The sequence below is a fragment of the Sinorhizobium chiapasense genome, assembly GCF_036488675.1.
Classification (GTDB): Bacteria; Pseudomonadota; Alphaproteobacteria; order Rhizobiales; family Rhizobiaceae; genus Sinorhizobium; species Sinorhizobium chiapasense.
This window is the reverse complement of record NZ_CP133152.1, coordinates 1,476,242-1,497,923: the sequence shown is the minus strand read 5'-3', so window position 1 is coordinate 1,497,923 and position 21,682 is coordinate 1,476,242. Positions and strand designations below refer to the sequence as shown.

General features: G+C 64.1%; 16 protein-coding genes. 6 read left to right on the top strand and 10 right to left on the bottom strand.

Annotation, left to right across the window (positions count from 1 at the left end; translation table 11 throughout):
* Nucleotides 1-150 precede the first annotated feature (150 nt).
* The 8 genes from RB548_RS31460 to RB548_RS31425 form a co-directional block, all read right to left on the bottom strand.
* Entirely contained in the window at nucleotides 151-2,649 is a 2,499-nt protein-coding gene (locus RB548_RS31460) for a fused MFS/spermidine synthase (RefSeq protein ID WP_408642510.1), read from the bottom strand.
* Between the two features lie 225 nt (nucleotides 2,650-2,874).
* Nucleotides 2,875-4,407 (bottom strand): arylsulfatase, encoded by a 1,533-nt coding sequence (locus RB548_RS31455; RefSeq protein WP_331377184.1) that lies wholly within the window; start codon nucleotides 4,405-4,407, stop codon nucleotides 2,875-2,877.
* A gap of 244 nt (nucleotides 4,408-4,651) precedes the next feature.
* Entirely contained in the window at nucleotides 4,652-6,031 is a 1,380-nt protein-coding gene (locus RB548_RS31450) for a BatD family protein (protein ID WP_331376281.1), read from the bottom strand.
* Complete coding sequence (locus tag RB548_RS31445; protein WP_331376280.1) at nucleotides 6,028-7,602, bottom strand: VWA domain-containing protein; 1,575 nt, start codon at nucleotides 7,600-7,602, stop codon at nucleotides 6,028-6,030. The genes RB548_RS31450 and RB548_RS31445 overlap by 4 nt, the downstream gene beginning before the upstream one ends.
* On the bottom strand, nucleotides 7,599-8,603 hold the full coding sequence (locus RB548_RS31440) for a vWA domain-containing protein (protein WP_331376279.1): 1,005 nt from the start codon (nucleotides 8,601-8,603) through the stop codon (nucleotides 7,599-7,601). Before RB548_RS31440 ends, RB548_RS31445 begins: the two co-directional genes overlap by 4 nt.
* On the bottom strand, nucleotides 8,590-9,120 hold the full coding sequence (locus RB548_RS31435) for a DUF4381 domain-containing protein (RefSeq protein WP_331376278.1): 531 nt from the start codon (nucleotides 9,118-9,120) through the stop codon (nucleotides 8,590-8,592). The genes RB548_RS31440 and RB548_RS31435 overlap by 14 nt, the downstream gene beginning before the upstream one ends.
* Before the next feature lie 2 nt (nucleotides 9,121-9,122).
* Complete coding sequence (locus RB548_RS31430) at nucleotides 9,123-10,118, bottom strand: DUF58 domain-containing protein (protein WP_331376277.1); 996 nt, start codon at nucleotides 10,116-10,118, stop codon at nucleotides 9,123-9,125.
* An 80-nt stretch (nucleotides 10,119-10,198) separates the two neighbouring features.
* Entirely contained in the window at nucleotides 10,199-11,170 is a 972-nt protein-coding gene (locus RB548_RS31425; protein WP_331376276.1) for an AAA family ATPase, read from the bottom strand.
* Between the two features lie 282 nt (nucleotides 11,171-11,452).
* On the opposite strand from RB548_RS31425, the gene RB548_RS31420 reads away from it, so the two are divergent.
* From RB548_RS31420 to RB548_RS31395, 6 genes are all read left to right on the top strand, one after another.
* Entirely contained in the window at nucleotides 11,453-12,382 is a 930-nt protein-coding gene (locus tag RB548_RS31420; protein WP_331377183.1) for a formylglycine-generating enzyme family protein, read from the top strand.
* Nucleotides 12,383-12,535: 153 nt separating this feature from the next.
* Complete coding sequence (locus RB548_RS31415; RefSeq protein WP_331377182.1) at nucleotides 12,536-13,480, top strand: HAD family hydrolase; 945 nt, start codon at nucleotides 12,536-12,538, stop codon at nucleotides 13,478-13,480.
* 444 nt (nucleotides 13,481-13,924) lie between these two features.
* Nucleotides 13,925-14,173 carry a hypothetical protein gene (locus RB548_RS31410; RefSeq protein WP_331376275.1) on the top strand — a complete coding sequence of 83 codons (249 nt, stop codon included), beginning with the start codon at nucleotides 13,925-13,927 and terminating at the stop codon, nucleotides 14,171-14,173.
* Between the two features lie 201 nt (nucleotides 14,174-14,374).
* The gene (locus RB548_RS31405) at nucleotides 14,375-16,132 is read left to right on the top strand and encodes a tetratricopeptide repeat protein (protein WP_331376274.1); all 1,758 of its coding nucleotides are present in this window, start codon (nucleotides 14,375-14,377) and stop codon (nucleotides 16,130-16,132) included.
* 228 nt (nucleotides 16,133-16,360) lie between these two features.
* Nucleotides 16,361-17,725 (top strand): NfeD family protein, encoded by a 1,365-nt coding sequence (locus RB548_RS31400; RefSeq protein WP_331376273.1) that lies wholly within the window; start codon nucleotides 16,361-16,363, stop codon nucleotides 17,723-17,725.
* A gap of 135 nt (nucleotides 17,726-17,860) precedes the next feature.
* Nucleotides 17,861-18,634: a slipin family protein gene (locus RB548_RS31395; RefSeq protein WP_331376272.1), complete on the top strand. Its 774-nt coding sequence runs from the start codon at nucleotides 17,861-17,863 to the stop codon at nucleotides 18,632-18,634.
* Nucleotides 18,635-18,755: 121 nt separating this feature from the next.
* On the opposite strand, the gene RB548_RS31390 is transcribed toward RB548_RS31395, so the two are convergent.
* Nucleotides 18,756-20,645: a bifunctional sugar phosphate isomerase/epimerase/4-hydroxyphenylpyruvate dioxygenase family protein gene (locus tag RB548_RS31390; RefSeq protein WP_331376271.1), complete on the bottom strand. Its 1,890-nt coding sequence runs from the start codon at nucleotides 20,643-20,645 to the stop codon at nucleotides 18,756-18,758.
* Nucleotides 20,646-20,726: 81 nt separating this feature from the next.
* The gene (locus tag RB548_RS31385; protein ID WP_331377181.1) at nucleotides 20,727-21,587 is read right to left on the bottom strand and encodes a shikimate dehydrogenase; all 861 of its coding nucleotides are present in this window, start codon (nucleotides 21,585-21,587) and stop codon (nucleotides 20,727-20,729) included.
* Nucleotides 21,588-21,682: the final 95 nt, after the last annotated feature.

The following is a 21,682-nucleotide window of genomic DNA, read 5'->3' as shown; positions in this document are numbered from 1 at the left end:
TCCCAAGGAGGTGTGGCAGAGCCGTGAAATCAGCCTATGAGAGCGCCTACTGCATCTATCCCTAAATCGTAGCCGATTTAAGGATAAAAACATGCAGCAATACAAAGTGCTACGGCGACTTTTGTGCGCCTGAAACGACGCGCGGTGCCGTCAAGAATCTTGTTGCTTCGGTTCCGCAACGAACCAGAGATAGTAGGGGTTGTTCGGGTCGACGCGCAGCAGCAGCTCCATGTCGCGCGCCCATTCCGCGCGATAGCCGGAATAGGCATTGAGCGAGGCCTGGTAGAAGAGCAGCAGGCGGTTTTGCGATTCCATGATCGCCTCGGCGAGCGTCGGATCGGCGCCGATAACCGGCGGGGCGGTTCTGAGTTCAATGAGTGTCGGCAGCGTGCGCTGCAATTCGTCCGGTCGGACCCAGGCGGCATATTCGATCCGGGGCCGGTCGTCGGTCACCGGCAGCGCGGTCGCCGCATAGCGCTCGAGGCCCGAGTGGTCGGTCATCCAGGTGGCGAGGAGATCGGCCGGTCCGGCAATGCCGACTTCGTGCAGTGCAGCGGCGACTGTGGGTTGTTCCATGCGCGCGGAGATCCGCGCGGCGTCGAGCGTCTGGGGTTCGACCGTGCCGACCAGCAGCATCTCGTGAAGTTCGGTCGACCAGAGGGAGGCGTGCGGAAAGACGTCGAGGAAGCTGCGCACCAGCGCGCGCGTGTCCTCGTCGTTCTGGGTCGCCAGCGGCAGCCATTGTGCAACGATACCGCTTGCCGCGAGATGCGCCCGCGCCAGCCGGTAGAAATCCGAGGAGTAGAGATTGACGACGCCGGCGGCCGAAGGCGGCGGCGGCTCGAGCGTGATGAGATCGTAGCGTTCGGCACTGCTCAGGAGCTCGCGTCGGCCGTCGCGCAGCCGGACGTCCAGCCGGCGGTCGTTTACCGCATCGTTGTTGCCCGTGAAGAGGGTCGCGGCGCGCACCACCGAGGGCAGGAGTTCGGCGGCGACACGCCGTTCAAGGCCGGGGTAGGAAAGCAGCGACCCGGCGGTGATGCCGGTGCCCAGGCCGATGACGAGCGCTGACTTCGGCTCGCTCTGGTGGATGATCAAGGGCAGGAGTGCCTGGAGCCGCATGTAACGCAGCGACGGCATGGCGTCGCCGGTGTTGGAAACGCCCTGGATGTAGAGGCGGCGGAACCGTTTGTCCGCTTGCCCCTGTTCTATCACTGCGACGGTGGCTCCGAGGCCTTCCTCATAGGAAACGATCGAGCCCCGCGAGGCCGTCAATAGCGTCGCCAGCCGATCCGGCGGCACGGTCGCGGCTGTGATCAGCGCGATCACGCCGAGCGTCGCTGTTGCTGCGCGCAGGCCCGTCGTCGCAGCTGGCCGTCCCCGCCAGATCGCCGCGACGCCGATCGCCGCGGCGAGCGTCGCCAGAACGGAAAAGCTGCGGATGATACCGAGATTGGGAATCAGCAGGAAACCGGTTCCGATGGTGCCGACGATGCCGCCGAGCGTGTTGACGGCGATCACGCGGCCCGTGTCGCGCCCGACATGCGCCGGGTCGACCGCAAGCCTGAGGGCGACGGGAAAGGCCGCTCCGAGCAGCAGCGTCGGCAGAAAGACAATCGTGATGGCTGCGACCAGAAAGCGCGCGCACATGCCGGCAAAGATGCTGCCGGTCAGGCCTGCGACAGCCCCTTCCGTCGCCGTCTGCCAGACGGTGAGCCAGGGGCCGAGAACGGCCAGTTCCGCGAGCGCGATGAGACCCGCCGCCGTGATCAGCAGAGCGAAGGCCGCCCACGGATCGGCGAGCCGGTCGGTGCGGCGCGCGAAAAGAGCGGCGCCCAAGGCGAGGCCCGCGAGATAGGTCGCGAGCACGACCGAAAAGGCAAAACTGCGGGTGGAGATGAACTGGACGATCGCCTGCGACCACGCTACCTCGTAGCCAAGGGCGACGCCGCCCGCTACCCCATAAAGCACGAGAGCCAGGCGAGACCCGCCCCCACCGGAGTTGGCGACCTCGACGACGGACCGTGCGGGCGCGCCGAACAACCGTCCGCCGACGAGCGCGATTGCGGACGCGAGCAGGCCGAGACCGGCCGCCGCATGCCCGGTGCCCCGGACACCGAGGGTGGGAACAAGGAGGAACGAGACCGCCAGACAGCCGGCGATGGCGCCAAGCGTATTGGCCGCATAGAGCCGACCGCCCTTCGAGCCGACTCCGTCCCGGGCGGGCTCAAGCACGCGTAACAGCACCGGCAGCGTGCCGCCCATCAGCATAGCGGGTGCCGCGACCAGGAGCGTCAGCAGCAGCCAGGCGACGGGAGCGCTTCGATCTTCGAGGAAGACGAAAAGAGGTGCGACATGCGCAAGGGCGAAGGTAACCGCAAGCCCGAGAAGCGCCACGCCCGCTTCGAGCAACGCATAGAGGATGAGCGGCCGCGCCACGCGATCGCCGAGGCGGCCGATGAGGAAGCTGCCGAGTGCGAGGCCGAGAAAGAAGGCGCTGACACCTGTGCTGACGGCATAGACGTCGATGCCCGTGACCAGCGAAAGCTCCTTGATCCACAGCACCTGGAAGATCAGCGCAGCGGCGCCGGAGAGAAACAGCATCACGCCGGCGATGATCGCACCCTGCGCGCGTGCCCGCTCTCGCATGGCGTCATCTCGCTTCCGGGACGTGGCGTCGATCGCCTGCGCGGCGGGGATGTTCTTCATCGTCGCTCCGGCCATTGGTGAACGACTGTATGTTTCCTTAAGTCGCATCCGATTTAAGGACAAAAACATGCAGCATTCAAAGCACTACAGCGTCCTTGCGCGTCTGATTAGGCGCGGCGCTGCAGTGACGGCGCGCCGCATGGTTCGGCGCGCCGGTATTTCTGACTATTGAGCCGGCCGCGCCTTGCTCATGATCTCATCGATTTTCTGGTGAACACTCTCCTCCACCTGATCGATGCTGAAACTCGCGGGCTTCTGGCTCGGAGGATACTCGACAAAGGTTTCCAGGAAGCCAGCGGCCCTGATGGTCGCGTCGGCAAAGAGGTAGGCGTTCTTCGTGCGCCAGTCGTTATACTGATCCGAAACGATATCGGCGCGCTCATAGGGATCCATGCGCAGGTTGAAGATCTTTGGAACGCGCAGGCATGTGAACGGCTCCTGCCAGACATCGAAGCCGCCGGGCTTTTGCATTTCGCAGAACACGGCCTTCCAGTTATCCCAGCGCATGCCCACAAGCTTGGCGTCGTCGTTGAAGTAGAAGAACTCGCTGCGGGCGCTCTTCGGCTGTTCACCAAGCAGGTAGGGGAGCTGGTTGTAGCCGTCGAGATGCACCTTGAAGGTCTTGCCGCCGACGTCGGCGCCCTCCAGCAACCGCTCCTTGATGGAGGTGTCGCCGGCGGCGGCAAGCAGCGTCGGGAACCAGTCGAGACCCGAGAACATCTCGTTGCTGACGGTGCCCGGCTTGACCTTGCCAGGCCAACGGATGATCGCCGGCACGCGGAAGGCGCCTTCCCAGTTGGAGTCTTTTTCACTGCGGAAGGGCGTCGTCGCCGCATCCGGCCAGGAGAACTGGTTCGGGCCGTTGTCGGTCGTATAGACGACGATCGTGTTGTCGGCGATCTTCAATTCGTCGAGCAGGTTCAGAAGTTTGCCGACATCGTTGTCATGCTCGATCATGCCGTCGGCATAGTCGTTGCCGGGCATGCCGCTCTGGCCCTGATATTCCGGCCGGATATGGGTGAAGAGGTGCATGCGTGTCGTGTTCATCCAGGTGAAGAAGGGCTTCTTCTCCTGGACCTGTTTCTTGATGTACTCCATCGCGGCAGATGTCGTCTCGTCGTCGATCGTTTCCATGCGCTTGGTGTTGAGCGCACCGGTGTCCTGAACCTTGCCGTCGGCGAAGGAATGCAGCACGCCGCGCGGCGAGTAGCTTTTCAGGAAGGTCGGATCATTCTTCGGCCAATAGGGCCGCTCCGGCTCTTCTTCAGCGTTGAGATGGTAGAGGTTGCCGAAGAACTCGTCGAAGCCATGGGCCGTCGGCAGGAAGCGGTCCTGGTCGCCCAGATGGTTCTTGCCGAATTGCCCAGTCGCATAACCCAGCGGTTTCAGCGCCTGGGCAATGGTGATATCGCGGTCCTGGATGCCGACGGGTGCGCCCGGTACGCCAACCTTGGACATGCCGGTCCTGAGCACCGTCTGACCTGTGATGAAGGTCGAGCGTCCGGCGGTGCAGCTGTTCTCCGCATAATAATCGGTGAACATCATGCCTTCATTGGCGAGGCGGTCGATGTTCGGCGTCCTGTAGCCCATCACGCCGAACGAATAGGCGCTGATGTTCGTCTGACCGATATCGTCGCCGAAGATAACCAGAATGTTGGGTTTCGCGGCGTCCTGCGCGAGGGCAGGGCCGGCCGACATGGAAATCGTCGAGGCCAGCACCGTTCCGGCAAGCGCCAGCGCTTTAGGCTTCAACGCCCCGGCCGCGGGAGCGGCCAACAGGCTACACGCCCTCTTCAAATCGATAGTCATAATATGTCTCCCCTGAGACCACCGTGGTTTGCCGGAACCGGCAAACGCAGTTTCAGTATTGGCCCGGGAAATGTGCGCGCGAACGCCTGCGACGATAAGTACGTAACGGTTACGAAGACCGTTCGCGGCGTGCTTAACCCTGCAATGGCAGGCGATTTACGGGTCGGGCGAAATCCGGGTTGAGCGGCGGCAGTGCCGCGGGTCTGGCGGTCGCGCTCGGGCCGGAGCGCAACCAGTTCCGGCGGGCGTTCCTGAGCCCGCTCCGCAGCGCTCCGAAATCAGTCTTCTTCCGACCCTCGGACGGCTTGCCGTAGAGGAGCCTTTGGTGCTCGGCGAAGAGGCGCTGCGTCGCCGCATCCGCGAAGCGGTCGAGCCAGCGCGAAAGCGGCGCGTTGCCGGTCTTCCGTGACCAGGCATCAAGCGTTCGGCCAAGGCGCGTCAGATCGTGGTCCCGGCAAGCCTGCTCGATGCGCCGGAAATATTCCCGCTCCGAGTCGAGGCGGTGGCGATGCCAGGCCTCGCCCCAGGACTCTACGCGGTTGAGCAGGCGGGCAGCCAGCCAGATGAGTGCGGCGGCAATAACCGTCGCGGCGCCGACGCCGGCCCACAACTGCCAATCGAATGGGGGCTTCTGCGGCTCCGGCGCTGGCGGACCAAGCGCCGTGTCGACCGTCGGCGCGGCGGCGACAGTGACCGCGACCATCGGCGCTTCCGCCTGCTCAATGTTTCCCGTTTGAGGATCGAACCATTCGACGTCGATCGCCGGGAGCCGATAGGATCCGGCTTGCGCGAAGACATAGGTTGCCGCGTCCTTGCGAATCCCGGCCACGGGCTCTCCTCGGGGCGTTCGTTCCTCCGAAAGCGCCGGGTCGTGGACATAGACCCGAGCGCCCACCGGCGATCCGAAGTTCGGTTCCGGAATCATCATGGCATCGAGCCCCTCGGCCCGCACAGTGATGGTTCTCACCAGTGCATCGCCCGCATGCAGGCCGCTCGCATCACGGTCGAGCGCCTGGTCGACGGTGACTTTCACGGCGGTCACGCCGGCCTCGCCGCCGGCGCCGCCCGGCGCGGCCTCAACGGTAAACTTGAGCGGCGGAAGCGTGACCTTGCCCTCGGTGAGCTGGCCCGGCACGGCGGCGTAGCCGAAGGGAATTTCGGCCGGCGGCAAGGTATAGTCCCCGGCGGTCTGAGGCGTCACGACATAGCTCTTGCGGATACCCGAAAAGCTCTCTCCGTTCACGGTTTCGTTGAGGTTCATTCCACGTCCGTCGGGGATCGTCACCACAGCGCCGGAAAGATCGAACAGCGGAAACTGCGGCGGGGCGAGGAAGTAGTTGGGAACGAAGACATCGACGTCGATATGGACTTCCTGGCCGGTATAGAGCGTGCCCTTCGTCGCGAGCGTCGCGCGGGCGAAGGGATCGGCGGCAGCGGCCGGACCCGCGGGCATCAACAAGCAGGCCAGAAGGGCGAGCATCAAAGCGGAGACACCCGTCACGACCCGGATCATGGCGCACCCTCCTTCGCCTCGATGGCGAACTTTCGGGCGAGCAGGTCGGCCGGTGACACCTGGATGTTGCGCATCCACATGTCAGCGGTCTGCTCGCCAGCCTGCACCGTGCCCTCCTTGCCTTTTTCGCCCTTCTCGTCGATCTGGACCTGGTCGGGAGGCAGGTCCGCCCCCTGTTCTTGCTGCTCGTCCTCTTCCTGCTTCTCCTTTTGCTTGTTCCGCCTTTCGGCGAGCGCCAGATTTGCCTTTGCCTCCGCCCAATCGGGGCGCAGCTTCAGGGCCTGCCCATAGGCGGCGACAGCCTCCTTCGGCTTGTCGAGATGCATCAGCGCGTTGCCCTGGTTGTAGTAGCTCTCGGCCGTGTCCTCCTGGGCGAAGGCGTCGATTGCATCCTGGAAACGCCCGGCGCGGTAGAGCGCGACGCCACGCCAGGCAGGATCGGCAAAATGCTCGGCCGCACGCTGGAAGTCTCCGCGTTCGAATGCGCGGCGGCCCCGTTGGTCCGGCGTGAACCACAGGTCGCTGAAGCGGCTCTCGGCAGCCTCGGCCTTGCTGCCGGCAAGGGCCAATCCCGCAACCAGCAGGAAGCCGGCCCAGCGCACCGTCCAGCCGCGCCGGAACCAGAGCGCTGCGAAAAGGGCGATCGGGATTGTCAGCCACCAGCCGGCATCGCGCCAGCGGGTCTGTCCCTCCGCTATCTTCTGCGCGAAAGCAGATTGGATGCGCCGGGCGATCCAGCGGACATCGCTGTCGTCGAGCGTCACGGTCGCGACCTGAACGTTCGCGCCGTTCTGCAGCGCCTTGAGCGCATCGATATCGAGGCTCGCGCGGACACGCGCGCCGGACGCATCGGTGAGATAGCCGCCGCCGGCCGTCTTGACCGGACCGCCCTCCGCCGTGCCGACCGCGAGCACGATCACATCGTTGCGGCCGCGATATTGCTCGAAAGCCGCAAACGCCTTGCGTTCGACGCCGTCGGTCAAAAAGAGGATCGTGCCCGGAACGGTCTCGTTGGCGAGGCCAGCTTCGACGGCCCGAAGCGCCTTCGCCGTGTCCTTGCCCTCAACCGGCATGATGCCCGGTGAAAGCGCAGCAAGGTAGGTTCTGACGAGGGCGGCGTCGTCGGTCAAAGGCAGCACCATGTGGGCCGAACCGGCATAGGCGAAGAGTGCCGTGCGCGCGCCTTTTCTGAGATCGAGAATGTCCTGCACCTTCAGCTTGGCGCGCTCAAGCCGCGTCGGCGAGACATCCGTCGCATACATCGTCGCGGTGAGATCGATCGCAATCGCAAGCGGTGCCGTATCCTCGACGAAAGGCGGGCGCTCGCGCTCCCAGGTGGGGCCGGCCGCCGCAATTGCTGCGACGGCGATCAGCGCGGCGGTCAGGTGTACGGGGCGAAAGCGATGCGAGCCGCCGCGATCGATCAACAGGTGGTCAAGCAGGTGCGGCGCAATCATTCCTTCCCAGCGCGAGCGCATATCGGTGCGGCGGCCGATCAGCCGGATGAGGGGCGGCGCGGCAAGCAGGGCGAGAAGCCACCAGGGTCTGAGGAAGTGGAAGTCAGCAATCATCTGCCAACCTCGCTTTCCCGGCGCGCTGCGCCTCTTGATGAAAGCAGCCACATGATGGCGTGATAGGCGACGACGATGAGCAGTGATGCGCCCAGCGGATAGTAGAACAGTTCGATGCGCGGCCGCCAGGAAAGCGTCTTCTGATTAGCCGGCGTCAGCTGGTCGAGCAGCCCGTAAATGGTTTCGAGCCCGACCTGATCCTGTCCGAAGAAGTAGTGGCCGCCCGTCCTCGTTGCGATCTGCTGGAGCGCGGCGGTGTCGAGCTTCTGCTCGCCCTCGGCATGGGGATCGCCGATCCCGACCGCATGGATCGTGATGTGGCGCTGTCCGGCGATGTCGGCCGCCTTGTCCGGCGGCATCTTGCTGGCGGTATCGTTGCCATCGGTCAAGAGAATGAGGACCTTGTCGGGTGCTTGGCTCTGGTCGAACATCTTAATGGCGAGGCCGATGGCGTCGCCGAGCGCTGTGCGAGAGCCGGCCATGCCGGGCAGGCTATCGGCAAGTATCGCCTTGACCGTCCGGTGGTCGAGCGTGAAGGGCACAAGCGGATAGGGGGCATCGCCGAAGGCAATGAGGCCAAGGCGATCGCTCGGCCTGCGGCCGATGAAGTCGGCGACCACCTTGTGAACCGCATCGACGCGGGCCTCAAGGGTTCCGTCGGGATCGCGGAAATCGCGAGTGTCCATCGACTGGGAGAGGTCGATTGCAAGCATCAGATCGCGCTGCGGCTCGGTCTTCTCGATCGGCGGCTCGATGAACTGCGGGCGCGCCAGCGCCAACACGATCAGCCCCCAGCAAACGGGTGCGATCAGCATCTGCCCGAGATTGGACCGCGGCACCACCGACCCTTCCGTCGCGCCGACTCCGGCCGCCTCGGTAACATCCTTGAAGAAGGGGATGCGGACGGCCGGCGTTTGCTCACGGTAAGGCGGTAGAAGCCACCAGACGAGGAACGGCAGCGGCAGAAGCAAGAGCAGCCAGGGATAGTCAAGCACGTACATCGTGGCCCTCGATCCATTGCCTGGCCGCGGCCGCATAGGCTCGCGCCCTCTTCTCGTCGGTCAGCCGCAGCGTGTCCTCGCCACGATATTCCGCCTCCTCGAAGAACCGGGCGAATTCAGGCGAAAGGCCCGCTCCGCCGGAGCGCGCGTCAAGAAAACTGACCCAGAGCGGTCCATTCAGATCCGCGACGGTTTCGCGAGGCCAGGCGGCGAGCGCCACGCGTTTCAAGAGGGGAGGCAGTGCGGCAAGCGCCATGCCGCGTGTCGAGGGGTCGGCGAGACGCCGTTCGATCGCGGCGAGCTCGGACAGTGCCTCGCGGCGATAGCGATTGGCGGCGCGCCGGCGGAACCACAGCGATAACGCCGTGGCGACAGCCAAGACGATGATGGCGCCAAGCACACCCCAAGCCCATGTCTGCGGCAGCATTGAGACCGGCGCCGGCAGCGCGACGTCCGCCAGACCCCGCAACGTTGCCGCAAGGGCAGGATCGGTTGTGACGGGGATGCTGGGTTCCATTGCTATCGCCTCCGTTGCCGCCATCCGAGCTGCCCGAGAAGACGGCGGAGCTGGGGTGCGACCTCTTCGGCGGCCGAGAGCGGCAGCATCGGCAGGCCCATTTCCTGCTGCCAGGCGCGGAGTGCCCGGCCGCGCTTGCGGGCGAAGCTGTCGATCGCTTCGCGCACGTTTCCGCGGCCGAGTTGCAGCTCCGCCTGGAGCGCGCCGCCGCTGACGACGAGGTCGCCCTTGCGTGGCAGTTCGAGCAGGAATGGATCGTAGATCAGAATGACAACGACATCGTTGTGCATTGACAGATTGAGCAGCATCTCGCGCGTGTCGAGGCCATAGCCGTCGAAGTCGCTGATCACGATGACGAGGTGATCATGCTTGGCAATGGCGGCGACGGTCGAAAGAACGAGATCGAGCTGGTCCGCTCCCCGAGCAGTTTCGGACGCAGCATGAAGCGACGCGTTGTGCCTGGCGATCGCGTTCGCAAAGCGGATGACGGCCTCGCGGCTGCGGTGGGGACGGATCTCGTCGACCGCTTCGTCACCGAAGACGAAGCCACCGACGCGGTCGCCAAGCGCCATGACCCGCCAGGCGCAAAGCGCCGCGGTCTGTGCCGCTGCCACGGATTTCATCGCGCGGCGGCTGCCGAAGAACATGTTCATTCGCTGGTCGACGACGACCAGCGCCGGCCGGTCCTTCTCCTCGTCGTAGACACGGACGGCTGGCCTGCCGGTGCGGGCCGTCACGCGCCAGTCGATCGTGCGGATGTCGTCGCCGGGCAGATAGTCGCGCAACTCCTCGAAAGAGAGACCGCGCCCGCGCATGCGCGATTCATGGCGTCCGGCGAGCAGGCGGCGAACAGGTGCCTTGCGCAGGAAAGCCAGATCGCAGGCGGTCGCTTCCAGCCCGATCAGTTCGTCGATCGAGGTGTAGACGCCCGAACCCGCTTCACTGCGCGTCCGCGTGATGCCTTTCGATCGGGCAAAAGCAGGTATGGATATGCCCATTGGGATTCTCCCATCCTGGATCAGGTAAAGTCAGAGCGGGATGCAGGCGGAAAACCGCACACACGTTTCCTTATCCTGCTCTATGCAACCGCCACCTGCTCAACGATCCTGTCGATGACCTGGTTGGCGGAAATGCCGCCGGCATGCGCCTCGTAGGAGAGCACGAGGCGGTGCCGGAAGACGTCGTGGACGGTGGCCTGCACATCGTCCGGGGTCACGAAGTCGCGCCCCTTCAGCCAGGCATGTGCGCGTGACACCTTGTCGAGGCCGATGACGCCGCGCGGGCTGACCCCGACCTGGATCCATTTGCTAAGCTCGCTGTCGAGCTTGTCCGGATAGCGTGTCGCCATCACCAGGGCGACGATGTAGTTTTCGATCGCCTCCGACACGGTGAGGGCGGAAATCTCTTCGCGGGCGGCGAAGACGGCATCCTGCGCGAGCTTCTGCATCGCGTGGCCGTTGCCCTTTGTCGCTGTCTCCTCGGAACGCACCAGCCGCATGATGTCGGCTTCCGACTTCGCGTCCGGATAGTCGACCTGCACATGCATCAGGAACCGGTCGAGCTGCGCTTCGGGGAGCGGATAGGTTCCCTCCTGTTCGATCGGGTTCTGGGTCGCCATCACCAGGAAGAGATCGGGCAGGCCGTGGCTCTTGCCGCCGATGGTGACCTGCCGCTCCTCCATCGCCTCGAGCAATGCCGATTGCACCTTCGCCGGCGCGCGATTGACCTCGTCGGCAAGCACCAGGTTGGCGAAGACCGGCCCCTCCTGGAAGCGGAACTCCCCTTTGCCACCTTCGGTGAAATAGACCTCGGAGCCGGTGATGTCGGCCGGCAGGAGGTCGGGTGTGAACTGGATGCGCGACAGCCTGGCATCGAGATTCTTCGCCATGCTCTTGATCGCGCGTGTCTTGGCGAGGCCAGGCAGTCCTTCGACGAGCAGGTGGCCGTTGCTGATGAGACCGAGCAGCAGACGCTCGATCATGCCTTGCTGACCGATGATCGCCGCGCCGATCCGCTTGCCGAGTTGCTCGATGTCGTCGCGCGCACCCATCAGACTATGCCCCTTCGTCCAATTGCCACCGGTTTTGCTTTCATTATCTTAGAGCTTAGCGAGCCGAGAACGGATCGGAAGAACGTAACAGTAACGAAGGCCGGGGGAACGTTCAATTTTGGGCATTCGGTCAGTCGCTCCTGACCTTCGTAACCGTAACGTACTTGGAGGGCAGGCGATCGCGCGTAGAGTAAGAGTGGTGAGGTCGGACTATCTGCTGCAAGGTCGATGAGGTAACGCATGAACATTCCGCTCAATCGATCGGCGGGCGATGAATCGCCGATGGCGATCGCTGCCCGCGAACAGGTCTGGATCGAAGGCGGCACTTTCGTCATGGGATCGGACCGCCACTACCCTGAAGAGGCCCCGGCGCATCCGGTGAAGGTGGGTGGATTCTGGATCGACGTCGCGCCGGTTACCAACCGGCAGTTCGCCGAATTCGTCGAGGCGACCGGCTATGTGACGCTGGCCGAAAGACCGTCCGACCCGAACGACTATCCGGGCGCGCCGGCGCATATGTTGAAAGCCGGATCGGTCGTTTTCGATCCGCCGAAGCGGATAACCGGCCGCGATCATTCGCAATGGTGGAATTTCAAGTTCGGCGCCAACTGGCGACGGCCCTATGGGGGCTTGAGCAATCTGCGTGGAAAACTCGACCACCCGGTCGTTCAGGTCGCCTATGCCGACGCCAAGGCCTATGCGGCCTGGGCGGGCAAGGATCTGCCGACCGAAGCCGAATGGGAGTTTGCCGCCAAGGGCGGCCTCGAAGGCGCGGAATTCGCCTGGGGCGATGAACTTGTCCCGGACGGCCGGTTCATGGCCAATACCTGGCACGGTGCGTTCCCGACCGAAAATCTCAAGCCCAACGGCTTCGAGCGAACGTCGCCGGTCGGCAGCTTTCCGCCGAACGGCTACGGGCTCTACGACATGATCGGCAATGTCTGGGAATGGACGAGCGACTACTGGTCCTCCGCTCATCCCACACCGGCGCAAAAGGCCTGCTGCATCCCCGCCAATCCGCGCGGAGGCAGCGCGGAAGAAAGCTTCGACCCGACGCAACCGAAGATCCGCATCGCCAGGCGGGCGGTCAAGGGCGGATCGCACCTCTGTGCGCCCAACTATTGCCGGCGTTACCGGCCGGCGGCGCGCCACGCACAGGAAGAGAACTCGGCGACCACCCATATCGGGTTCCGCTGCGTCCGACGGTCGTAACGCCGGTTCCCGAACGCGCAATTCACTCGAGGAGAACTCACCATGATCGCAGATGCCAGATCGGGAATGTCGGCTGTCGCGACCGCCTCCATCGGTGATCGTCGGGCGCCGCTTCTCGCGACCTTTTTTGCACTGCTGGCGCTGGTGCTTGTCATGCCGGCGGCGCTCGCGGCGGATGCTGCCCCCGCTAATCTGCCTTCATGGAACGACGGCGACGTGAAGTCGGCGATCGTCGATTTCGTCACGCGCGTGACGACGGAGGGCGGGCCCGATTACGTCGCCGTGCCCGACCGCATCGCCGTCTTCGACAATGACGGCACCCTTTGGACGGAGCAGCCCGCCTATTTCCAGGCGTTGTTCATCAACGATCGCGTCAGGGCGCTGGCACCCGAACATCCCGACTGGAAGGAGAAGGAGCCCTTTGCCTCGCTTTTGAAAGGCGACGTGGCCGGCGTCGCCGCATCCGGCGAGAAGGGGTTGGTCGAACTCGCCATGGCGACCCATGCCGGCGTGACGACGGAGGAATTCAACAAGATCGTCAGCGACTGGTTCGCTACGGCCAGACACCCGCGCTTCGATCGGCCGTATAACGAGATCACCTTTCTGCCGATGCGGGAACTTCTCGACTACCTCAGGGCGAACGGCTTCAAGACCGTCTCGGGCGGCGGAATCGAATTCATGCGGCCGATGACGGAACAGATGTACGGGATTCCGCCCGAGCAGGTCATCGGCAGCAGCATCACGACCAAGTACGAACTCGAGGGCGATACGCCGGTGCTGATGCGTGAACCGACGATCGATTTCATCGACGACGGTCCCGGCAAGCCTGTCGGCATCAACAAGTTCATCGGCCGGCGTCCGATCTTCGCCGCCGGCAATTCCGACGGCGACTACGAAATGCTTCGCTGGGTGACGTCGGCCCCCAGAGCCCGCTTCGGGCTGATCGTGCATCACACCGACGGCGAACGCGAGTGGGCCTATGACCGCCAGTCGCATGTCGGCAAGCTGGACAAGGCTTTGACCGAGGCTCCTGAGCGCGGCTGGCAACTGGTCGACATGAAAGCCGACTGGAACCGCGTATACGCATTCGAGAAATAGGACGGCCGCGCGCCTTCTCCAATCCGGACCGGGCTCTTTTACAGCGCGTGCTTTGCAGGGGTAGCGGCGATCGGCTGAGATCCTGTCGAGGGAGGATCGCCATTGCCATCCATCCCGTTCGCAACCATCTCCTCCTTTTTGCCCCGCCATATGCGAGGCGCGCGCCCTCCAGCACCGTCGTGGCCGGACCCGTTTGCATCTGCGTTACCGTTACGTACTTCCATGCGGACCGTTGCATCGGCCATCATCTGTCTCTCGGAGACCCCTTGGCATCTCGATTTGAATCGTGTGTCGGCATCCCTCGATCCGACACGGCCTTCCGGCGACCGGTGCGCGCTCAGGATCGCGCCTACCGGACACGCGGCGTGTGCCAGGAACTCGGGACAACGCGAACGCGGCGCAGCTTGGTAGATGCCAATGTCCGGCGAACACAGACAGCGAGGATTGCTGAAGCTGATGCTGAAGTTGCCCGTGCTCCGGGGCCAGCTCCAGTTGCTGAGCGCGAAGGATTCGTCGCTTCATAGTCTCTGCGAAGCCTATGACGAAGCGACTTCCATGCTCGACCGGGAGCGCAGTGGCCAATTGCAGGACAAGGCCGTCCTTGCGGAATACGAGCTGATCTGCCGTGAAATCGAGGAGGAGGTCATCGCGATCTGTCTCTTCAATGAAGATCAGGACACGCCCAGGGCCTGAGCGGTGATGACCGCCTGCGGCAGAAGCGGGATGCCGGCTTCCCCGCGGTGGCGACATCGTCGTTTCATGTATTCAACATGATGTGATCGCGAAACGTCCTGATCTTTATCAAGAATCCGCTTCCCGTTCTGGTAGTAACGGTCTAATGTTCTTTCCGCAATTGCACTCCCTTGCCGTTTGTCAAACAACCGGATGGAAGCAATGGACGCCGGAGAAGACAGCGAACACGCCGCGCAGTGCATGGTTGCCGAGAGCGACGTGCGCGTCGAGACCGAGCGACTGCTGGACGACGCTCGGTTTCACGCGACGGAGCGCCACCGGAAGCTTCTGAAATATCTCGTCGACGAGTTTCTTGCCGGCCGCTCGGCGACTGTAAAGGCCTATTCCATCGCGGTCGATGTCTTCGGTCGGCCCAGTTCGTTCGACCCGAATGTCGACCCGATCGTTCGCGTTGAGGTCTCCCGCCTGCGCGCGGCGTTGGATCGATATTATGAAACCGTGGGCCAACAGGCGCCGCTCAGGATCGAGCTTCCGCGCGGCAACTACAGACCGCGGTTCATCGCGCTTTCGGGACCGGGGGGATCGGTGCAACTAGAGGATGCGCCGTCGTTCGAGCCCGGGGCGCAGGATGAAGCACAGGAGGCGCCCGCGCAACGACCGAGGACCATCCGCCCGGGCCTCTTCGCCGCCTGCGCCGGCCTCACGGTCACGGCTCTCGCCGCGGTCTATGGCATCGCCACGGGGCATCTCGGCTGGCCGCCTGCGCTTTCCGTGAAACCGACGATCATCGTCGATGTACGGAGCGAGCCCACGGCGGCGTCGGCTGCGCAGGGGCTCGAAGAGTCGCTCGTGCACGCGCTCTCGCAATTCTCCACGGTCAGGACGTTCACGCAGCCGCGGCAGGCGGATGTGGATACGGCAGCGATCACCGGAGACATATCGGCCGGCCGTCCGCTGCCGCCGAAGAGCAACGTCTACCGGCTTTCGGTGAGCTATGGCGACGCGGCCGGTTCCGGCGGTTTCTCCTGGCAGGTTATCGACATGCAGACCAATGAAACGCTGCGGTCAGGCGTCGCCGAAGCCGAGAGCGGAAACAGCGAGGCGGCCGGGGAGCACCAGGATGTCGTCGTCAAGCTCGCCCGCGCGCTCGCCGGCGATCAGGGAATCGTCACCAGCCTCGAAGCCGCACGTCAGCTCACCAACCCTTCGCTTGGCTATGGCTGCGTGCTGCTTGCCGACACTGCGCTTGCGCGCGCCGACCGCGAAAGCATGGTTGCGGCACGAACTTGCCTCGAGCGGTCGCTGACCTACCAGGAAAACGATGCCGAGGTTCTGGCAAGCCTCGCCACGGTTCTCGTCGCGGGAGCGACGGGCAATTCCTCGGTCGCCACCGAGAGGGCGCTGAAGCTGGCAGACAGGGCAACGGCACTCGCCCCGCAGTCCAGTCAGAGCTATGCGGCGCAGATGATGGCGCGCTTTGCCGCCGGCGAAACCGAGGCCGCTTTTCTTTCCGGCCGACGCGCCGCGTCGCTGAACCCGCTGGATGACTCCGTCCTCGCCAGGCTCGGTTACCTGTTGTTCGTCAGCGGCGAGTGGCAGGAAGGTGTGAAGCTTGCGCGCTCTGCCGGGCAGAACAAGGAATATGTCCAGCGCGCCGCGGTGCTGACGCTGGCATTGGAAGACTACAGAATTGGCAACTACGACGAGGCGCTGCGGCGGGTCCGCCAACTGGCGAGCCCGTCGGATACTATGGTCAACATCCTGAGGATCGCGGCCGCAGGGCAACTGGGCCTTCAGGAGGAGGCGACCGATGCCATGGAGGAACTGCGCGGCCGTGTCGAAAGATTCGAGTCCGTCTTGCGCCGGCAGATGTGGGCGCAGCATTTCTCTCCCGAGCTCGCGGCGCTGATCGAAGCCGGCTTGCGCAAGGCGGGCGTTCGCTTCTCGAGCGGTTCCTGAGACGACGCTTTGGTGACGCTCGGCAAGGCGATCGGACGCCTGCTCGGCCGCCGGTGCGAGCCGACGGCACCGGGCGAACGCTGCGGCGCGTCTTCCACGACAGGTTGCGGAACGCCTTACCCTTTCGGCAGTTCTGGCCTATATTAGAGAGCGATCACATTTAAGCATTTGGATCGCGTCGGCGCAGAATCATCGCGGTCCAATGGAACTCAGAGGTTGTGGCGGCGAATGTCCCGAATCCTCATCCTGCTCATGGCATTGATATCCGCGTTCGCGTTTCCTGCCGCGTCTGCATCCGGCGCCGAGCGCCTGGCGATGGTCTTGCATGTGAACGGCGCGATCAGCCCCGCGACTGCGGAATATGTGACGCGCGGCCTTGAGCGGGCCGATGCGCGTGGCGTCTCGCTCGTCATATTGCAGATGGACACGCCCGGCGGCCTCGACACGTCGATGCGCGACATCATCCGCGCTATCCTCGATTCTTCCGTACCGGTTGCGAGTTTCGTGGCGCCGAGCGGGGCGAGGGCGGCGAGCGCCGGCACCTATATTCTCTATGCCAGCCATGTCGCGGCGATGGCCCCGGGTACCAATCTGGGTGCCGCGACACCGATTGCAATCGGCGGTGGTCTGTTCGGCGGCGACGAGGGCGACAAGGGTGGTTCCGGCGAGGCTGACAAGCAGAGCGGCGCGAAGCAGCCGGCCAATGCCGGCGAAGCGAAAATGATAAACGATGCGGTCGCCTATATCCGCGGCCTTGCCGAGCTGCGCAACCGCAACGCCGACTGGGGTGAGCGCGCCGTGCGCGAGGCTGCGAGCCTATCGTCGACGGCGGCCGTCCGTGAGAAGGTCATCGATTTCACCGCCGGCAGCATCGAGGATCTGTTGAAGCAGGCGCACGGCCGAACAGTTCGTCTCGGCCAGGCGGATATTCGCCTCGACACCGCGGGGCTCGCCGTCGAGGACGCTCTGCCCGATTGGCGGACCCGCCTCCTGTCTGTGATCACCGATCCGAATGTCGCCCTGCTTCTGATGATCGTCGGCATCTATGGGCTGATCTTCGAGTTTCTGACACCCGGAACGGTCCTGCCTGGCACAGTCGGCGGCATAAGCCTTCTGCTGGGGCTCTATGCACTTGCGGTGCTGCCGGTGAGTTATGCCGGCATCGGACTGATCATCCTCGGCGTGGGGCTGCTGGTGGCCGAGGCCCATGCGCCGTCATTCGGGGCGCTTGGGCTCGGCGGCGGGGTCGCGCTGGTGCTCGGCGCCGCCATCCTGTTCGACACGGACGTGCCGGGTCTGCAGGTCTCCTGGCCGGTCCTCGGTGGCGTCGCCATCGCAAGCCTCGCCTTCAGCGCTCTCGTTGCCCGGCTTGCGTTCATCTCGCGCCGGCACAAGGTCGTCACCGGTGCGGAGCAGATGATCGGCATCTCCGGCACCGTCGATAGCTGGACGGGCGGCACAGGCTACGTCATCGCCCGCGGCGAACGCTGGAAGGCGGTCAGCGGCGAGCCGCTCGCAGCCGGGGAAGACGTGACGGTCATAGACCGTAACGGATTGACGCTGAAAGTCGCGCGCAGCGCGTCGCAAACCTAGCGCATCGGCCCGAAAATCGGAATCGATTTTCGGAAAGCACGATGCGTAGATTCAAAGACTTACAGCGTCCTTTGTGCGTCCTGAAAGACGCACGGCGCTGTAGGGCGATTCCTGGAAAGTGGCAGGGAGAAGGTCATGGACATAGTCGGAAGTCTCGCCCCGTTCATCGCGGCGCTTGTGGTGCTGCTCATCGTCATTGCCTACGCGATCAGGATCCTGCGCGAATATGAACGCGGCGTCATCTTCACGCTGGGCCGGTTCACCGGCGTCAAGGGGCCGGGGCTGATCCTGCTCGTTCCCTATGTCCAGCAGATGGTGAGGGTCGATCTCAGGACGCGGGTGCTCGATGTGCCGAGCCAGGACGTCATTTCCCACGACAACGTTTCGGTCCGCGTCAGCGCGGTCATCTATTTCCGGGTGATCGACGCGGAAAAATCGACGATCCAGGTCGAGGACTTCATGGCGGCGACGAGCCAACTCGCTCAGACGACCTTGCGCTCCGTGCTCGGCAAGCACGACCTTGACGAGATGCTGGCCGAACGCGACAGGCTCAACGACGATATCCAGAAGATACTGGACGTCCAGACAGATGCCTGGGGCATCAAGGTCGCGACCGTCGAGATCAAGCATGTCGACATCAATGAATCGATGATCCGGGCCATCGCGCGCCAGGCGGAAGCGGAACGCGAACGGCGGGCGAAGGTCATCAACGCCGAGGGCGAACAGCAGGCGGCGGCGAAACTGCTCGAAGCGGCGGAAATTCTCGCCCGGCAGCCGCAGGCGATGCAACTGCGTTATCTCAGCACGCTGAACGTCATCGCCGCTGAAAAGAGTTCGACGATCATCTTCCCGTTCCCGATGGAACTGGCGAACATCCTCGCGGCGAAGACGGGCGGTTCTTCGCAATAAGGCGGGGCGCCGCGCTTTCCCGAGATCATTTCATTGTTCCTTTGAAACAGTGAGTGATCTAACTCTTTGAAATTACGCAATTCCGGACGGAAAACCGTTACACACTTTTCCTGGAATTGTTCTAGTCTTTAGGCAGGCCTGCCGGCCGCAGCTGTTTCTTCAGCGCGGCGATGCGGAAGATGGCATTGGCGGCACCGTAGCCGCGATAGCCGCGTCGCTCCACGATCTCGAAGAAGAAACCCTCGCCATAGGTCGGGCTGTAGAGCTGGAAGTACTCTCCGTGCTCGTCGCGGTCGTAGAGAATATTGGCTTCTTTCAAGCGCTCGATCAGTTCCGGCTCGAGCGCGAAACGCGCCTCGATGTCGTCATAGTAGTTGGGCGAGATCGGCAGCGCCCGGAAGCCGTTTGCCCGCAATGCCTCGGCCGCCGTGAAGATATCGTTCGTGGCAAAGGCGAGATGCTGGACGCCGGAGCCGAAGGTCTCGGCGATGAAATGCCCGGCGAGTGTGTTGCGGTTTTCGGCGCCGTTCAAAGTGATGCGCAGCGACCCGGCGTCATTCTCCACCACCTGGCTGCGCACCAACCCGGCCGGATCGATGATGTCGACCATCGGCGTCTTATGCACGTCGAGCAGCGAGTTGTAGAAGAGGAGCCAGGTCAGCATTTCCTCGTATTTGACAGTCTGGGCGACATGGTCGACGGAGATGAGGCCGGCCGGCATCGTCGATAGGTCATTTTCCACCGGCTCGAATTCGATCTCCCAGATGCGCGCGAGGTCGGACTTTTCGTCGAGGAAATAGATGACGCCGCCGCCAACGCCGCGGATCGCCGGCACCGATAGCTCGCCGGGGCCAACGGCCTGTGCGAACGGTTCGGCGCCGAGCGCCTTTGCGCGCTCGACCGTCGCCGCGGCGTCGTCGACCATCAGCCCGAAGGCATAAGCCGACGTGCCGTGCACCAGGTAGGAGGCGTTGGCGAACCCCTCGCGCTCCGTATTGATGACCAGATTGATTGCCCCCTGGCGATAAAGCGCGACGCGTTTGCTCTTGTGGGTCGCGGTCTTCTGAAAGCCGAGCGTTCCGATCAGCGCCTCCAGTTCAGCCGCCTGCTCTTCGTCGGCGGCGAATTCGATGAAGGCGACACCCTTCACCTCGACGGGCGCCGGCATCGCCGGTACCGACAAGGGTGTGTCCGGTTCGGCGCGCTTGACCTGGTCGCCGAGATAGATCAGCGAGCGGCGCCCGTCGACGGCGATGGCGCCGGCATTGCCGCCGCGGAACTGGTCGTTGAAAATTTCCAGCGACAGGTAGCCGTCATAGCCGGTCGCGGCGACGGCGCGCATGAAGTCGGTGACCGGAAGATCACCTTCGCCGGGCATGTTGCGGAAATGCCGACTCCAGTAGAGCAGGTCCATGTTTATCAGCGGCGCGTCGGCGAGCTGGATGATGAAGATTTTTTCTTTCGGGATCGACCGGATCGAATTGACGTCGATCTTGCGGGAAAGCGTGTGGAAACTGTCGAGGATGAGGCCGACATTGGGGTGGTCGGCGCGCCGGACGATCTCCCAGGCGTCGCGATGATCGTTGATGTGCCGGCCCCAGGCGAGGGCCTCGTAGCCGACCCTGAGGTTCCGCTTCGCTGCCCGCTCGCCGAGCTCGCGGAAATCGGCGGCTGCACGGTCGATGCCGCCCTGGGCGGCCGGTGAAACGTTGGAGCAGACGAGCACGAGATCGGTGCCAAGCTCCTGCATCACGTCGAACTTGCGTTCAGCACGGTCGAAGGTTCGCGTGCGAAGCGGTTCCGGCATGCCCTCGAAATCGCGGAACGGCTGGAACAACGTAATCTCGAGGCCGAAGTCGCGTGCCATGCGGCCCACCTCCCGCGGGCCTTCGTCGAAGGCGAGGAAGTCGTTCTCGAAGATTTCCACGCCGTCGAAGCCGGCTTTGGCGATCGCCTGCAGCTTGTCCTTGAGATCGCCGCTCAGAGAAACGGTGGCTATCGAGGTCTTCATCGTCCTGTCCTCGGTTCTGACTTGCGATATCGGGAGGCGGGCGGTGATACCCCCCCACTGCCAAGCCCACGGATCCGATCCTCACCCGGTCAGCGCCTTGAAGTGCGTGAGCATCCGCGCAGCGTCGGGCTCGAGCCCGGTAAAGAGCCGGAAGGCGCCGACGGCCTGGAAAACGGCCATGCCGCCGCCGTCGAGGGTGCGGCAGCCGCGCCGACGCGCCTCCTTAAGAAGCGCCGTTTCCAGCGGGAAATAGACGATCTCGGCGACCCAGTGCCGGTGGTCGAGGAGTTTAGCGTCGAGCGGCAGCCCCGGATATTTCGTCATCCCGGTCGGTGTGGCGTGGATGAGACCCGATGCGTCTTGCATCGCGGCGGCGAGATCCGTGCCGGGCAAAACGTCGGCCTCAGGAAAGATCGGCGACAGCATCTCTGCAAGCGATTGCGCGCGCTCCGGCTCGCGGTCGAAGACGGTAAGCCGCCGCAAGCCGAGCGAAAGCGCGGCATAGGCCGTCGCCACGCCCGCGCCGCCGGCGCCGAGCTGGACGGCCGAGCCGAGGTCCGCATCCGGCAGACCGCGCCGGAAGCCTTCGGCGAAACCCCACCAGTCGGTGTTGTGGCCGTAGCGCCGGCCGCCCTTGAGGACGACGGTATTGACGGCGCCGAGCCGCCGGGCGTCGGGGGCGAGCTCATCGAGGAAGGAAATGATTGCCTGCTTGCAGGGATGGGTGATGTTGAGCCCAGCAAGGCCGCGCCGCTCGGCATCGGCGATGAGACGCGGCAAGTCATCTTCCGTTGCGCCGAGCGCATTGAGATCGATCAGCTCGTATTCGTAACGAAGCCCCTGCGCCGCGCCCTCCGCCATATGCATTGCCGGTGTCAGCGAGGCCTGGATGCCAGAGCCGATCAAGCCGGCCTTCAAGGATCTTACGAGCGTATCGGTCATGGTTTCCCGTTCCATGTGTTTTCCGCGCCGGCGGCATTCGCGCCGCCGCTGAAGCCGGCCCGCCTTTCGGATCAGACGGGCCGGCGGTTTTCTCC

Bases quoted from the DNA above. Each gene is read 5' to 3' on its own strand.
- RB548_RS31460 (WP_408642510.1), bottom strand. From the start codon at position 2,649: ATGCGAGAGCGGGCACGCGCGCAGGGTGCGATCATCGCCGGCGTGATG.
- RB548_RS31455 (WP_331377184.1), bottom strand. From the start codon at position 4,407: ATGTCGGCCGGCCCTGCCCTCGCGCAGGACGCCGCGAAACCCAACATT.
- RB548_RS31450 (WP_331376281.1), bottom strand. From the start codon at position 6,031: ATGATCCGGGTCGTGACGGGTGTCTCCGCTTTGATGCTCGCCCTTCTG.
- RB548_RS31445 (WP_331376280.1), bottom strand. From the start codon at position 7,602: ATGATTGCTGACTTCCACTTCCTCAGACCCTGGTGGCTTCTCGCCCTG.
- RB548_RS31440 (WP_331376279.1), bottom strand. From the start codon at position 8,603: ATGTACGTGCTTGACTATCCCTGGCTGCTCTTGCTTCTGCCGCTGCCG.
- RB548_RS31435 (WP_331376278.1), bottom strand. From the start codon at position 9,120: ATGGAACCCAGCATCCCCGTCACAACCGATCCTGCCCTTGCGGCAACG.
- RB548_RS31430 (WP_331376277.1), bottom strand. From the start codon at position 10,118: ATGGGCATATCCATACCTGCTTTTGCCCGATCGAAAGGCATCACGCGG.
- RB548_RS31425 (WP_331376276.1), bottom strand. From the start codon at position 11,170: ATGGGTGCGCGCGACGACATCGAGCAACTCGGCAAGCGGATCGGCGCG.
- RB548_RS31420 (WP_331377183.1), top strand. From the start codon at position 11,453: ATGGCGATCGCTGCCCGCGAACAGGTCTGGATCGAAGGCGGCACTTTC.
- RB548_RS31415 (WP_331377182.1), top strand. From the start codon at position 12,536: ATGCCGGCGGCGCTCGCGGCGGATGCTGCCCCCGCTAATCTGCCTTCA.
- RB548_RS31405 (WP_331376274.1), top strand. From the start codon at position 14,375: ATGGACGCCGGAGAAGACAGCGAACACGCCGCGCAGTGCATGGTTGCC.
- RB548_RS31400 (WP_331376273.1), top strand. From the start codon at position 16,361: ATGTCCCGAATCCTCATCCTGCTCATGGCATTGATATCCGCGTTCGCG.
- RB548_RS31395 (WP_331376272.1), top strand. From the start codon at position 17,861: ATGGACATAGTCGGAAGTCTCGCCCCGTTCATCGCGGCGCTTGTGGTG.
- RB548_RS31390 (WP_331376271.1), bottom strand. From the start codon at position 20,645: ATGAAGACCTCGATAGCCACCGTTTCTCTGAGCGGCGATCTCAAGGAC.
- RB548_RS31385 (WP_331377181.1), bottom strand. From the start codon at position 21,587: ATGACCGATACGCTCGTAAGATCCTTGAAGGCCGGCTTGATCGGCTCT.